This window comes from Rhodobacteraceae bacterium M382, assembly GCA_025141015.1.
In the GTDB taxonomy this organism is placed as follows: Bacteria; Pseudomonadota; Alphaproteobacteria; order Rhodobacterales; family Rhodobacteraceae; genus Aliisedimentitalea; species Aliisedimentitalea scapharcae.
Genome location: CP081098.1, coordinates 1,376,912 through 1,389,417 on the forward strand (window position 1 = coordinate 1,376,912; position 12,506 = coordinate 1,389,417).

The following is a 12,506-nucleotide window of genomic DNA, read 5'->3' on the forward strand; positions in this document are numbered from 1 at the left end:
TTGCGGGGTGACCTCTAATATCACTCTGGTCGTGAAAAAAGCCGCCCAGACCAGGGTCGGGCGGCTAGAAGATCGTCGTCTCCTGAATCGTTTAGACGTTCATCAACAGGTGTTCGCGTTCCCAGGGTGAAATTACCTGAAGAAATTCATCATATTCTGCCCGCTTCACGATCGAATAGACGCGCGCAAAATCGGCTCCCAACACTTCGTGCAATGCGGTGGCCTCTTCAAAAAGATCCAGCGCCTGTCCCATGACCTGGGGGATATCGCCTTCGCCCGCATAGGCGTCGCCTTTGAATTGACGCCGAGGCCGCTCTTCGTTGATCAGGCCCAGATACCCACAGGCCAGAGACAACGCGATACCCAGATAAGGGTTGCAGTCCATGCCGGCGATCCGGTTTTCGACGCGCCGCGCCGAAGGGCCGGACAAAGGGATCCGAATGCCAGTGGTGCGGTTGTCGCGCGCCCATTCCAGATTGATCGGCGCGGCGTGGTCCTTCACATAGCGGCGATAGGAATTCACATAGGGTGCCATGACCGCCAACCCCGAGGGCAGGTGGTTCTGCAATCCTGCGATAAAGTTGTAGAAGGCATCGGTTTCGCCACCCTGAGGACCGGAAAAGATGTTGTCCCCGGTCTCCATGTCGAGGATCGAATGGTGGATATGCATGGCGCTGCCCGGTTCATCCTCGATCGGTTTCGCCATGAAGGTGGCAAAGCAATCGTGACGCAGGGCGGCCTCGCGGATCAGGCGTTTGAAGTAGAACACCTCATCCGCCAGCTTGACCGGATCGCCGTGGCGCAGGTTGATTTCCAACTGACCAGCGCCGCCTTCCTGGGTGATGCCGTCGATCTCGAACCCCTGCGCTTCGGCAAAGTCATAAATGTCGTCGATCACGGGACCGAATTCATCCACGGCCGTCATCGAATATGCCTGTCGCGCCGCTGCCGGGCGACCTGAGCGACCCATCATCGGTTTGATTTCCTGGGCCGGGTCGATGTTGCGGGCGACCAGAAAGAATTCCATTTCCGGTGCGACAACCGGTTTCCAACCCTTGTCATGATAGAGTTGTACAACCCGTTTCAACACGTTGCGAGGCGAATAGGGGATCGGGTTGTCATCGCGGTCATAGGCGTCGTGGATCACCTGCAATGTCCAGTCCCCGGTCCAGGGCGCAGCCGTAGCGGTGGTGAAATCGGGGCGCAGAGTCATGTCTTTTTCGATGAACCCGTCATCGTCTGCGGCTTCTCCCCAACCTCCGGTGATGGTCTGAAAGAAGATACTGTCAGGCAGGTGAAAATAATCCTGACGCGCGAATTTGGTCGCGGGTACTGCCTTGCCTCGGGCAATACCCGGAAGGTCCGATATAACGCATTCAACTTCGTCGAGACGACGGCCCTCCAGATAGGTTTTCGCGGCGTCAGGCAGGTTGTCTGTCCAGTCGGCCATCAGGTCCTCTCTTTCGTCAAGAATGCTTTCATGAAGGTTGCAATTTCAAGGTTGCTGACGGGGCCGTGCAGGTCGGCCGCAGCAGCGTCAAGAACGTCATCCGGCACCACACCGCGTCCTCTATGGTCGATCAGCCCCTGAATGAAATCAGCGCCATATTCGGGGTGCGGCTGAACGGTCCAGATATGGTCGTCATAGGCGAGGATGCCATTTTCACAGAATGCGTTGCCTGCCAGAACGCGGGCGCGGTCCGGGCGGTCCACCACCTGATCCTGATGCCAGGCATTCATGGTGACAGTATCGCCGTTCTGATCATAGCTGACTCTGCCAATGGCCCACCCACCGTCGAATTTTTCGACCTTTCCACCCAGGGCCTGGGCGATGATCTGATGTCCAAAACACACACCGATCAGTGGTTTTTTCTGGGCGTCGATGTCGCGGATCAGGTCTTCCAGTGGGCGAATCCAGTTGTGATCTTCGTAGGCACCATGCCGCGATCCGGTGATCAGCCAACCATCCGCGTCCTCAGCACCATTTGCGGGAAACTCGCCATCAACCACCGCGTATCCTTGAAATGTCACCCCGTCCTGCGCCAGCAGATTGGCGAACATCACGTCATAGTCTCCCGTCGTCTCGATGAGAGCGTCCGGGGCATGGCCGGTTTGCAGAATGCCGATTTTCATAAGTCACCAGATTTGATCAAATTGAACGTAGACCATGATGATCCACCAGGCAAGGGGGACTCAGACAGTCTCCAGTAGGGTCAGCCAGTGTTGGTCCGGATCCAGGTCGTCAAAGCGCTGCATTTCCTGACGCTTGGTCATGACGAGATTTTGGATCAACAGGGGGGGCAGGATCCGCGCGATCAGAGGATCAGTTTCGAACCGGTCGATGGCGGTCGCCCAATCGGGTGCCAGATGTGGCAGGTCCGGCACGTCATACGCGTTGCCGGAAATCGGCTCCGGGGGCGTCATCTCATCTTCTATGCCGATCAGTGCAGCCCCCAGCAGAGTGGCCAGAATCAAATAGGGGTTGGTGTCGCCACCGGCGACCCGGTGTTCAATGCGCCGCGCTTTGGGTGATCCCCCCGGAATGCGAATTGCGGCAGTCCGGTTTTCATAGGCCCAGGCTGCACCAGTTGGGGCGTGGGCACCGGGCACCAGCCGTTGGTAGGAATTGCCATGCGGAGCAAAGATCAAGGTACTGGCCGGCATTGCAGCGATACATCCGGCAACGGCTTGCAGCAGCAGGTCAGACCCACGCTCGGTTCCGTCGTCAAATACATTGTTCCCGTCGCTGTCCAAAACCGAGAAATGCACATGCATCCCATTGCCTGCGTCATCTGGATAGGGTTTGGCCATAAAGGTAGCAGCGCAACCATGTTTGCGGGCCAGGCCGCGCACCAACGCCTTGAAAAGCCACGCATCGTCTGCGCATCTCATGGCTTCCTGATGGTTCAGGTTGATTTCATACTGACCCAAACCCGCTTCGGAAATCGCAGCCTGGGCGGGAATGCCCATCTGCGCTGCGCCGTCGTAGAGGTCGGTGAAAAATGCATCAAAAGCGTCCAGTTGCCCGACCGACAGAACGGCTTCGTTCTTGACACGGCGTCCGGATACCGGGTTCAGCGGCGGCTGTGGAGACGTGCCGCTGGCGTCCAGCAGAGTGAATTCCATTTCGGTCGCGGCGACAACGGTCCAGCCTCGTTTTGCATAGCGCCCCAGCACATCGGCCAGCGCATGACGCGGGTCACCCATGAACGGTGCCTGATCATCAGCGTGCATAACCATCGGTACCAAGGCGGTTTCAGTGGGCAACCAGGGCATCGGAACTGCCCCGCGTTCGGTCGGCAGAAGAATGCCATCTGCGTCCCCGGTTTCAAACACCAGTGGGCTGTCTTCGATGTCACATCCAAACAGATCCACGTTCATTGTCGAAACCGGCATTCGGGCCGAACCCTGATCCAGTTTGTCGGCCATGTCCGCAGGCATGCGTTTGCCGCGCATCTGACCGTTCAGGTCACAGGCGGCAATTCGGATGGTGGCGAGATCTGTGAGATCCATGAGAGGCTCCATTCATCTTGGGACAGATGTAACCGAGGTCCGGGAGCTTGTCACTACATTTGATCAAATTAATGGCGGGTTCTGTAAGTCGATTGATTTGTGACGTTGGGGCAGGGGAATTGTGCGGACGGTGATGTCCTTTAACCTGCCGGACCTGATTGCATCATTTGTCCGGCACCGCTGGTTCAGGGAGCCCAATGGTCGGGAATGCCAAGGCCCGAAATCCGATTGTGCATCGCGTCAATATAAGCTGCCATGTTGTGGTTCAGACCCTTGCGCGGCGATTTGTGAATCAAAGTCCTGGAGGCCCCCAATCTTTCGAAACCGCGTGGAAACCGGCATACCAGATCGTCTGTTCTGCAGATGGACAGGGACAGGTTCCGATAGGTTGACGGTGCCTTTGATTTGAGGATCCGTGGCGCGGCAAAACCGATCGAAGGCGCAGTCCAGATTGTGGACAGGATCTGGGCCGATGCTGCGCCCAGGGAATGGCCGACCACCAATCGGGGCCAATGTTCAGGATTATTGCCGATCCATTTGCTGATGTGGTTGGCATGGGTCAGGAACCCTTGGTGCCAGATGATTCCATTTTTGTCCGGCGGCGCGGTGCCTCTCCCGAAACCCTTGGTTTTGTTGCGTGACCCGAAGCCCAGACGGGGCATTCCAAGGTTCAACAGTCGAAAGTTGAACTTGGCATAATCCCAGAAGGAGTTGCTGCCAGGTACCAGCAGGCAGCGATTGTTCAGCAGATAGGCTTCCACCCCTTTGACGGGACATTGGCTGGTGATCCAGACGCCATGGTCCTGTTTCAGTGTTTTGTTGACTGCTTCGACACCCTGTTTCTTGACGGTGTACGAAATCTTGACCAACTCGGCTGCTGTCGCCACCGAACTGTCCAGATCCGGTCGCTGGATGTTCAGGGCCGCCAGTGTTTTGGGGCCGACGATCCCGTCGGGATCCAGCCCGGCATTTTTCTGAAAGGTGCAGACCGCTTTTTCCGTATTGCGTCCCCAGATGCCGTCAATGCGTCCGGCGTAGCATTTCAGTTCCTTTAATCGGCGTTGCAGCAATCTTATGTCCAGGGCCATACAGGAACACCTTTCATAATGTGTTGAATTTCAGGATCTTATTGGATTTTTGCGAATTTTTCAACATCTGCTCCGGCCCCCGTGGTCGCTCGGCGCACGGCGGCGGTTTGCAGAGACATCAGAGGAAAACCTTGTTTGTTGGCCATTATTTGGCCAGACTTGTTGCGGGCGGGTAGATTTTTTCGTGTGGGGGGAGCGTTGAATGAAACGTAGTCTCGCCGCAGTTTTGGCGGCAGATGTCGCGGGCTATTCAGAGCTGCTTGGCAAAGATACCGAAGGAACGCTGGTGGCGCTTCGGCGGCTCAGATCCGAGATTTTCCGACCGACAGTGGCCTCGCGGCGGGGACGGGTGGTCAAAAGCATGGGCGACGGTTGGATCGTTCTGTTTCCGGCCGCTTCGGACGCAGCGACCTGTGCACTTCAAATCCAGGACTTATTGGCGCGTGACGGGTCCCGGTCTGAACTGTCGATGCAATTGCGACTGGGATTGCATCTGGGGGATGTGATCGAAGAAGAAGAAGATGTGTTTGGCGACGGAGTGAACGTCGCGGCGCGGTTGGAAAAGATCGCCGCCCCTGGCAGCATCGCCATTTCCGACGCCGTATTCGGCAGCTTGGATGGAACGCTCAGGCCGTCGTTTGACGATGCCGGTGAACATGATCTCAAAAACATCTCCAAACCGGTACGTGTCTGGACGCGGGGGTCGTTGCCCGGGCGCAAGGTGAGCGGGGTCGATGCGTCTCAACGCCCTCAGATTGTGGTGCGTCCCCTTGAGACGTCGGACCAGCGGGACGAAGTGCGCGAGCTGTGTGATGCTTTGACCGGGGATTTGATGACCTATTTGGGCGCAACCCATTGGCTATCGGTGAGCGCGCGTGACACAGGACGGCGGGCTTATGCCCTGTCTGGGCGCATTCGGGCCAGCGGCGGGCGGTTGCGGTTGGAGGTGCGGTACACTGACCCCGAGCAGACAGAGCTGTGGTCGACCAAGATTGACGGCGATCTGGCCAATGCGTTTGATTGGCAGGATGAAACTGCCGAAACGCTGGTCAACCAGGTGATGACCGCAACCTTTGACAGCGAACGCAGACAGTTAGACAAGTTGTCGATCGCAGACATGAGCGCGAACCAATGCGAATTGCGGGGTCAGATCGCGATTGACCGGTTGGACCCGGATGCCTTTGCCTCGGCGCTCAAATATTCCAGCGCCGCGATCACCAAGGATCCATCTCTGCCGCATCCTTTTGCGCTGGCCTTGGTCTCCTATTTGTCGGCGACGGCGATGGGGTATGACGAGGTCACCGAGCAATATGCGTCTTCGGTGCCGATGTGGTGCGCGGCGGCTGCGCCGTTGGTTGAAAATCACTCTCTGTTGCGGTTGGCGCTGGGGGTGACGACATATTCCCAACTCAGAGAACCCTCCCGTTTGCGGTCGGTTGTCGAATATGCGCTGCGTCAATCGTCGTCCGATTTCGTGACCCTGGCGCTCAGCGGGTGGTCCTATATCTGGATTGGCGATCATGGCGAGGCGCTGGATTGTCTAAGAAAGGCCTATGTGCTGGGTGGGAAAAGCCCCTGGGCGTTGTCGATCCAGGGCGGCCTGGCCATGGCGTCGCTGCAGGCCGGGGACGACGCGGCCGCTGTGAAATTGGCCCGCGAAGGGCTGAATATCAGTGTGGGGTATACCACCTTGTATAGAATTTTGGCTGCAGCCCATGCCCAGTTGGGACAGGATGACGCTGCAACCAAAGCAGTGGCCGACGCCTTGCGATTGCAACCCGATGATAGCATCGCCTCGATTCAGGCGCGAAATGTGTTTGCTGTGACCGGCGCGGCGAACCGTTATATCTCTGGGTTGCGCAAAGCCGGCATGCCCGAATAGGCGGGGTCTTCAGGATCCGAATCCGATGCCAAGCCGGTCCAGCGCTTTTAGAAGAAGCGACCGCTGCCCGGTTTGGTCTTCGCGGGCCAGATCGGCCTGGGCCCAGGATACAGCCAGTGAACGGAACGGTTCGGGGGGGAACGGGGGTGCCCAACTGCGCGCCATGCGCAATTGTGTGCGCTCCGTTTGTTTCCCTTGCAGCAGGTCCAGCATGGTCAATGCTGCAAATCGGGTTGCAGAAACGCCCTGACCGGTGAACCCCAAGGCATAGGCCAGCCGCCCCTTCATGGCGGTGCCTACAAAGAAGGTCAGCCGGGCCGACGTATCGATGATCCCGCCCCAGGCGTGTGAAAAGGCCACTTCGCCCAGTGCCGGAAAGGTCGCGCGGAAATTTGCCTCCAAACGGGCATAGCTTTCCGGTCGGTCGAGCAGAGCGGCGTCGCGACGGTTGCCCCTGTGATAGATTGCGTCATACCCACCCCACAAAATGCGGCTGTCAGCCGTTTTGCGCGAATAGTGAAACTGGTTGCCGCTGTCTGCGATACCATAGCGCCCGGTCCACCCGATCGCATGGAGCTGAGCATCGCTGAGCGGTTCAGTCATCAGAGTATAGTCGAAAACCGGAATGATCCGGGATTGCAGGCGCTTGAGCAGGGGAACAGACGCGTTGGTGGCAAGAATGACCTGACGGGCGATGACCCGGCCGGCGCGGGTGTTCAGCGTGATACCGTCGGAGTGCGAGGACAAGGCTGTTACGGCGCTGTGTTCGTGGATCTCTACACCCTGATCTGACGCAGACCGGGCCAGCCCGTGTACTGTTTTTGTCGGGTTCAAGAGGGCGTAATCTGTCTCGTAGAGGCCAGCAATGTATTTGGGGCTGTTCAGTCGCGCCCTCAGGGCCGCGCCTTCCAGGTATTCGGTTCCTATTCCGAACCGGGTCAGGGCAGTCTGCATGGTTTTCAACCCCTCGGCTTCCCATGGGGTGGCGGCCAGGTTCAATTTGCCGGGTCTCTCGAATTCGGCGTCGATATCGAACCGGCCCAGGTCAGCCTCCAGTTCGTTCATGTTCTGGCGGCCCATTCGGATCAATGTTTCCGCCTCATCGGGCCAGCGCGACAGGGCATTGGATACCCCGTGCGATATGCTGGGGGCACAAAACCCGCCGTTGCGACCGCTCGCTGCATTGCCCAAATGGTCTGCCTCCAGCAGGACGATCCGCGCATCAGGAAACCGGTCACGCGCCATGAGCGCGGACCAAAGACCCGAGAAACCTCCGCCCACGATTGCCAGGTCACAAGTGATATCGCCGTGCAGCGCCGGATGCGTCGGTGTCGTTGCAACGGTTTCGGCCCAATAGGGTGTCTTGTGGGCGTTCTGAAAGCTGGTGTCCTGTCTCATCGTGGGCTTTCGGGATACCAAAGGCAAACGGGCCAAAGGTCAGACATGCTTGCGCCCGCCCGACTCCAGAAACCAGTCGTCCGGATAGGGGTACCACCAGTCGGCTTCTTTGGCGACGGGGTCCAGGATGACCATCTTGGGTTGGCGGAATGCGTCCAACCCATGGCGCCCCAACGCCCGCCCCATGCCGGATTTCTTGACCCCGCCAAAGGGCAGGGCGTCGTTGTCCACCAGCGGGTTGTTGACCCAGACCATGCCCGCCTCGAGCCGGTTGATCGCGTCATGGGCCTCACCTAGATCATTGGTGAATATACAGGCCCCCAGCCCCAGGTCAGAGGCATTTGCCAACCTTATGGATTCGTCGAATGACGCGGTGCGCACGACCGACACAACAGGGCCAAAGATCTCTTCGTTCAGCAGATCCATGTCCGGCGTCACACCGGTAACGACAGTGGGTTCCAGAAACCAGCCGATGGGCTGCTCTGCCGGAACGCCACCGCCCAATGCGATGGTGGCCCCCTGGGCGCGGGCCCGGTCGATCCAGCCCAGCACCTTGTCACGCGCAGCCTGTGAGACCAGCGGGCCGATCTCGGCCACGCCCATCCCGTTGCCGACCCGCAGTTGCCGGGCCCGCTCGATCAAGAGCGCGACAAATTCATCATGCACTGCGTCATCCACGTAAATCCGCTCGGTTGAGGTGCAGACCTGTCCAGATTGCAGATAGGCCCCGGTCACAGCCCCGGCGGCGGCCACTGCAATATTGGCATTTCGGGTGACGATCATCGGATCATTGCCGCCGCCTTCGATAACGCAAGGTTTCATGTGCCCGGCCGATTGCACCGCGACCTGCCGCCCGACATCTGCGGAGCCGGTAAAGGCGATGGCATGGGTGTTGGGGCTGGCGATCAGCTGTTGCGCAACCTCTGCGCCGCCGGTGACACAAGCCACCAGATCCGCGGGCAGCCCGTCAAAAAACCGCATGAAGGACAGCGTGCACAGCGATCCTGCGGGAGCGGCCTTGAGCACGATTCCATTTCCCGCCGCCAAAGACGCGGCAATGGTCCAGCATCCCAGGATGAGAGGGAAGTTGTAGGGCACAATATGCACCGACACACCGTAGGGCGCATAGGTTTGGAACTGAAAAGAACCCGGTTGCATGGTACCTGCGATCTTGCCCGCATCGTCGCGGGCCAACTCGGCGAAATAGCGAAACACAGGCGCGATATTGGCGATCTCTCCAATCGCTTCAGGATAGGGCTTGCCGATCTCTCGGGTCATCATGATCGCGATGTCGGTCATGTCGGCCCGCTCCATGGCGTCGGCGATCCCATGCAGTAAACCAGCGCGCGACTTGCAATCCATTGCGGCCCATTTCTTTTGCGCGGCATTCACCCGATCCAGAATGTGATCCAGCTGGCTTTGGGACGGGGTGCCGACAGGTTCGATGTCCTTCAGGGTTGCCGGATCAACCGCCATCTGGGTTGGCCCTTCGGTTGGGACATAGGTCGGCGACAGGTAATAGCAGGGGGCGAGCGCGTCACGCATGGGACACTCCTTGATTGGTTGCCAGGGTGTGCTCAAGATCGAGCGCCTTTGTGGTCCAGTCTGGCAATTCGGTGTCCAAAAAGGCTTCGATCTCGCCAAGCCCGGCGTTGCTCAGAGCTGTACGGAACTGGGCCAACACCCGAGGCAGAAACCGCAGATATCGCGGCTTGCCGTCCCGCAGGCACAGGCGAACAAAGACCCCCAGAATACGGGCGTGGCGCTGGGCACCCAACAGGGTATAGCGGTGGCGGATGTCGTCCGGCCCCCCCAAATGGTGTGGCGCATGAGCCAGATAGCGCACCAACATCGCCTCTTCGAGCCCATCGGACAGATCCCGTCGGGCGTCCTGAAGCAGCGACACCAGATCATATTCACAGGGCCCCAGAACACCATCCTGAAAATCCAGCACGCCGCAGCGCGCGATACCGGTGCGCCCGTCCAGGCGCATCAGATTGTCGACATGGAAATCCCGCATCACCAGCGTGTCCCACCGTGTCGCCACAGTGATCAGCACCTGATGCCAGAGCGACAGAAACCGGTCGGTAAACTGATCGACCTGAAGATGCGGCACCACTGCGGGAGCAAACCAGCGCGCAAAAATTCCCAATTCGTCCAGCAGCATGGGCATATCGAATTGCGATTGGGCCACCATCTTGCCGCGGGGCGCGTGGTGCAGGTGCAGCAGCGTATCAATCGCCAATGCATAGAGCTCTGTTTCGTCGTCTCCACGGGCCAGACAGGTCGTATAGGTTCCATCGCCGAAATCCTCGACCAACGCCAACCCATGCACCGGATCGGCTCCGAACACCTTAGGGGCCGACAGCCCCAAAAGGTTCAGGTGATGGGACAGGCGCAGATAGGCTGCAAAGCCTGTTGGATCCCGACGTTCCTCCATCAACAGCACGCCTTCGCCCACCACCCTGAAATAGCGCCGGGGCGACGCGTCGGCCTCGAACCGTTCGAGCACACGCCCGCCCATCCCCTGCCGGGTCAGAAAGACCCGCGCCGGGGTCGGCAGGTCGATAGAGGACAGCGGAGCATTGGAGGATGTCGGACGGTTCATCGGATCATATAGACCTTTTTGACCGTTTCATGGACGGTACAGACACCCTTCCAATCCTGGGGGAAAAAGGCAGCCGTGTCTGGCGTGACTTCGATCACGTCGCCGGAGTCGTGGACGTAGGTACAGCGCCCTTCGAGAAAGTGGCAGAATTCGTCTCTGGTGACGTGGCATTCCCATTTGCCGGGCGTGCAGATCCAAAGACCACATTCGCTTTCACCGTTGGGACCTTTGTAAAGAACCTGACCCGAGGTGTGGCTTTGCCCTTCGATCATCGTGGGAATAATGCCCCAGTCTACCGTGTCGGTGATCTCCAGAGGCTTGCGCATTAGGGGGGCTTTCATGGTCATTGAGTCCTCTTCAGACGAGCATGTAGATATTGCGAAGGGTTTCGGTGATTTCAGCTGTGCCTTCCCAACCGGCGGGGAACAGCACGCAGGTGCCCGGCCCGGCCTCGATCACCTCGTCCGACCCATCGCGGCGATAGATCACATGGCCGGCGACGAAATGGCAGAATTCGTCGCGCGGCACGGAAATCCGCCAGGTGCCCGGCGTGCAGACCCAGACACCGGTCTCTGGTGAATTGTCCGGCCCCTTGTGCAACAAACGCCCGGTTGAATGGGATTGTCCGGCGATCATGTCCGGCTGCGGTCCCCAATCGACCAGAGCGTCATAGGTGGTGGCTCCATGGATATGGGGTGCCGAAGAGGACAGATTGGTCACGCGCTTTTCTCCGCCAATTGGACCAGCAGTTTGGCGGCCTTTTCCTGCCCGTTCTGCGATTGCATGTGTTGCGATGTCGATGTGAGTTTGGCGGCCATGCGCGTGTCACTCAGGCAGGCTTCGATCTTTTCGATCATCTCGGCGTCGGTCCAGTCATAGCGATCTGACCGGAACCCGTGACCGGTTTCCTGCACCCGCATGGCATTGTCGTGCCCATCCCAGACATAGGCCATGATGATCGCGGGCTTGCCGAAGTACAGGCATTCGGTGAACGAATTGTTGCCTCCGTGGTGGATCACCAAATCGACCTGTGGGATGACCGAGGGCTGCGGGAACCAGCTGTCGATGATCACATTATCGGGGATGTCGGAATAGTCGTCCTTGTAGTCCCCAACATTCACCAACGCACGGTAGCGACTGTTACCGATCAATGTGATCAGCCGTTTCAGAAGATCGGTGTCACCGGCACCAAGCGATCCGAAGGAGACGTAAAGCAGAGGGCCATCATTGTTCTTTTTGAACGTCGGCACCTCATAGGGGTCGTCCTGACGCACACACCCTTCGAGGTACTGGAACTGCGCCGGATCCAGCGGTACCGGGCGGTTATAACGCGCCTGTTCCGGGTACAGCAGCAGGTTCAGATACGGCGAGGCCTCAAAGAATTGGCCGACCGGATAGGCGTCTTCGTTGTTTGCGGCGAGAAACGCGTTGAAGTCGTCATGGATCGGCTTGATGACTTCGTGGAATTTGGCGCGAAAGGCGGCATGTCCTTCGGTATCGTTCTCGGACATACCGGACAGATGCGGTGGGATGGCGTCATCTTCGATTTCGTTTTCCGAACAGGAGATAATGCGAACCCAGGGCACACCGTGTTGTTTGATGGCCGGGAACAGGATCACATTGTCCACGGAAATAACGTCAGGTTTGATTTCGGCCAATATGCCGGGCAAATCCTTTTGCGCCCATTTTGCGCTGTCTACGATCGCCTCCCAGCATTCCTTGACATAATTGTCGATCTGATCGATCGGGGCCTTGCGGAAATTGGGGATGTGACCGTTGATGAAGTCCTCCCAGAATTTGGCCATTTGTTCAGCGGGCATGGGTTCGGACAGGTTCACCGGGTGGGCCTCGAAGCCATATCCCTTGTAAACATCGACAAAACCGGGATCGGACAGGAACACGGCCTTGTGGCCTTTGCGTTCGACCGCCTGCGCGATTCCAACTGAATTCAGGGCTGGACCAAAGGCTGCCTCGGGGAAGAAGGCAAAGGTTTTCTGTTCCATGAATTTCTCCTCTG

At 58.5% G+C, this 12,506-nt stretch carries 11 protein-coding genes; 1 reads left to right on the forward strand and 10 read right to left on the reverse strand.

Going from position 1 to position 12,506, the window contains the following annotated elements; genetic code table 11:
• Window positions 1-91: 91 nt before the first annotated feature.
• The 4 genes from K3727_06310 to K3727_06325 form a co-directional block, all read right to left on the reverse strand.
• The gene (locus K3727_06310; GenBank protein UWQ92404.1) at window positions 92-1,450 is read right to left on the reverse strand and encodes a glutamine synthetase family protein; all 1,359 of its coding nucleotides are present in this window, start codon (window positions 1,448-1,450) and stop codon (window positions 92-94) included.
• The gene (locus K3727_06315) at window positions 1,450-2,133 is read right to left on the reverse strand and encodes a type 1 glutamine amidotransferase (protein ID UWQ92405.1); all 684 of its coding nucleotides are present in this window, start codon (window positions 2,131-2,133) and stop codon (window positions 1,450-1,452) included. The genes K3727_06310 and K3727_06315 overlap by 1 nt, the downstream gene beginning before the upstream one ends.
• 60 nt (window positions 2,134-2,193) lie before the next feature.
• Complete coding sequence (locus K3727_06320; protein ID UWQ92406.1) at window positions 2,194-3,513, reverse strand: glutamine synthetase family protein; 1,320 nt, start codon at window positions 3,511-3,513, stop codon at window positions 2,194-2,196.
• 185 nt (window positions 3,514-3,698) lie between these two features.
• Entirely contained in the window at window positions 3,699-4,601 is a 903-nt protein-coding gene (locus K3727_06325; protein ID UWQ92407.1) for a peptidoglycan-binding protein, read from the reverse strand.
• Window positions 4,602-4,803: 202 nt separating this feature from the next.
• Between K3727_06325 and K3727_06330 the strand changes: the two genes are divergently transcribed.
• Window positions 4,804-6,483, forward strand: a complete 1,680-nt coding sequence (locus tag K3727_06330; GenBank protein UWQ92408.1) for an adenylate/guanylate cyclase domain-containing protein — start codon at window positions 4,804-4,806, stop codon at window positions 6,481-6,483.
• 9 nt (window positions 6,484-6,492) lie between these two features.
• Here K3727_06330 and K3727_06335 read toward each other — a convergent pair whose 3' ends face one another.
• From K3727_06335 to K3727_06360, 6 genes are all read right to left on the reverse strand, one after another.
• Window positions 6,493-7,881 carry an FAD-binding oxidoreductase gene (locus tag K3727_06335; protein ID UWQ92409.1) on the reverse strand — a complete coding sequence of 463 codons (1,389 nt, stop codon included), beginning with the start codon at window positions 7,879-7,881 and terminating at the stop codon, window positions 6,493-6,495.
• A gap of 39 nt (window positions 7,882-7,920) precedes the next feature.
• Window positions 7,921-9,426, reverse strand: coding sequence for an aldehyde dehydrogenase family protein (locus K3727_06340; GenBank protein ID UWQ92410.1), 1,506 nt, complete (start codon window positions 9,424-9,426; stop codon window positions 7,921-7,923).
• Complete coding sequence (locus K3727_06345) at window positions 9,419-10,489, reverse strand: phosphotransferase (protein ID UWQ92411.1); 1,071 nt, start codon at window positions 10,487-10,489, stop codon at window positions 9,419-9,421. Before K3727_06345 ends, K3727_06340 begins: the two co-directional genes overlap by 8 nt.
• On the reverse strand, window positions 10,486-10,830 hold the full coding sequence (locus tag K3727_06350) for a cupin domain-containing protein (protein ID UWQ92412.1): 345 nt from the start codon (window positions 10,828-10,830) through the stop codon (window positions 10,486-10,488). The genes K3727_06345 and K3727_06350 overlap by 4 nt, the downstream gene beginning before the upstream one ends.
• Before the next feature lie 16 nt (window positions 10,831-10,846).
• The gene (locus K3727_06355) at window positions 10,847-11,125 is read right to left on the reverse strand and encodes a cupin domain-containing protein (protein ID UWQ93289.1); all 279 of its coding nucleotides are present in this window, start codon (window positions 11,123-11,125) and stop codon (window positions 10,847-10,849) included.
• Window positions 11,126-11,205: 80 nt separating this feature from the next.
• Window positions 11,206-12,492 (reverse strand): glycosyltransferase, encoded by a 1,287-nt coding sequence (locus K3727_06360; GenBank protein UWQ92413.1) that lies wholly within the window; start codon window positions 12,490-12,492, stop codon window positions 11,206-11,208.
• Window positions 12,493-12,506: the final 14 nt, after the last annotated feature.

Coding starts and splice junctions, on each gene's coding strand:
- K3727_06310 (UWQ92404.1), bottom strand. CDS start 1,450: ATGGCCGACTGGACAGACAACCTGCCTGACGCCGCGAAAACCTATCTG.
- K3727_06315 (UWQ92405.1), bottom strand. CDS start 2,133: ATGAAAATCGGCATTCTGCAAACCGGCCATGCCCCGGACGCTCTCATC.
- K3727_06320 (UWQ92406.1), bottom strand. CDS start 3,513: ATGGATCTCACAGATCTCGCCACCATCCGAATTGCCGCCTGTGACCTG.
- K3727_06325 (UWQ92407.1), bottom strand. CDS start 4,601: ATGGCCCTGGACATAAGATTGCTGCAACGCCGATTAAAGGAACTGAAA.
- K3727_06330 (UWQ92408.1), top strand. CDS start 4,804: ATGAAACGTAGTCTCGCCGCAGTTTTGGCGGCAGATGTCGCGGGCTAT.
- K3727_06335 (UWQ92409.1), bottom strand. CDS start 7,881: ATGAGACAGGACACCAGCTTTCAGAACGCCCACAAGACACCCTATTGG.
- K3727_06340 (UWQ92410.1), bottom strand. CDS start 9,426: ATGCGTGACGCGCTCGCCCCCTGCTATTACCTGTCGCCGACCTATGTC.
- K3727_06345 (UWQ92411.1), bottom strand. CDS start 10,489: ATGAACCGTCCGACATCCTCCAATGCTCCGCTGTCCTCTATCGACCTG.
- K3727_06350 (UWQ92412.1), bottom strand. CDS start 10,830: ATGAAAGCCCCCCTAATGCGCAAGCCTCTGGAGATCACCGACACGGTA.
- K3727_06355 (UWQ93289.1), bottom strand. CDS start 11,125: ATGATCGCCGGACAATCCCATTCAACCGGGCGTTTGTTGCACAAGGGG.
- K3727_06360 (UWQ92413.1), bottom strand. CDS start 12,492: ATGGAACAGAAAACCTTTGCCTTCTTCCCCGAGGCAGCCTTTGGTCCA.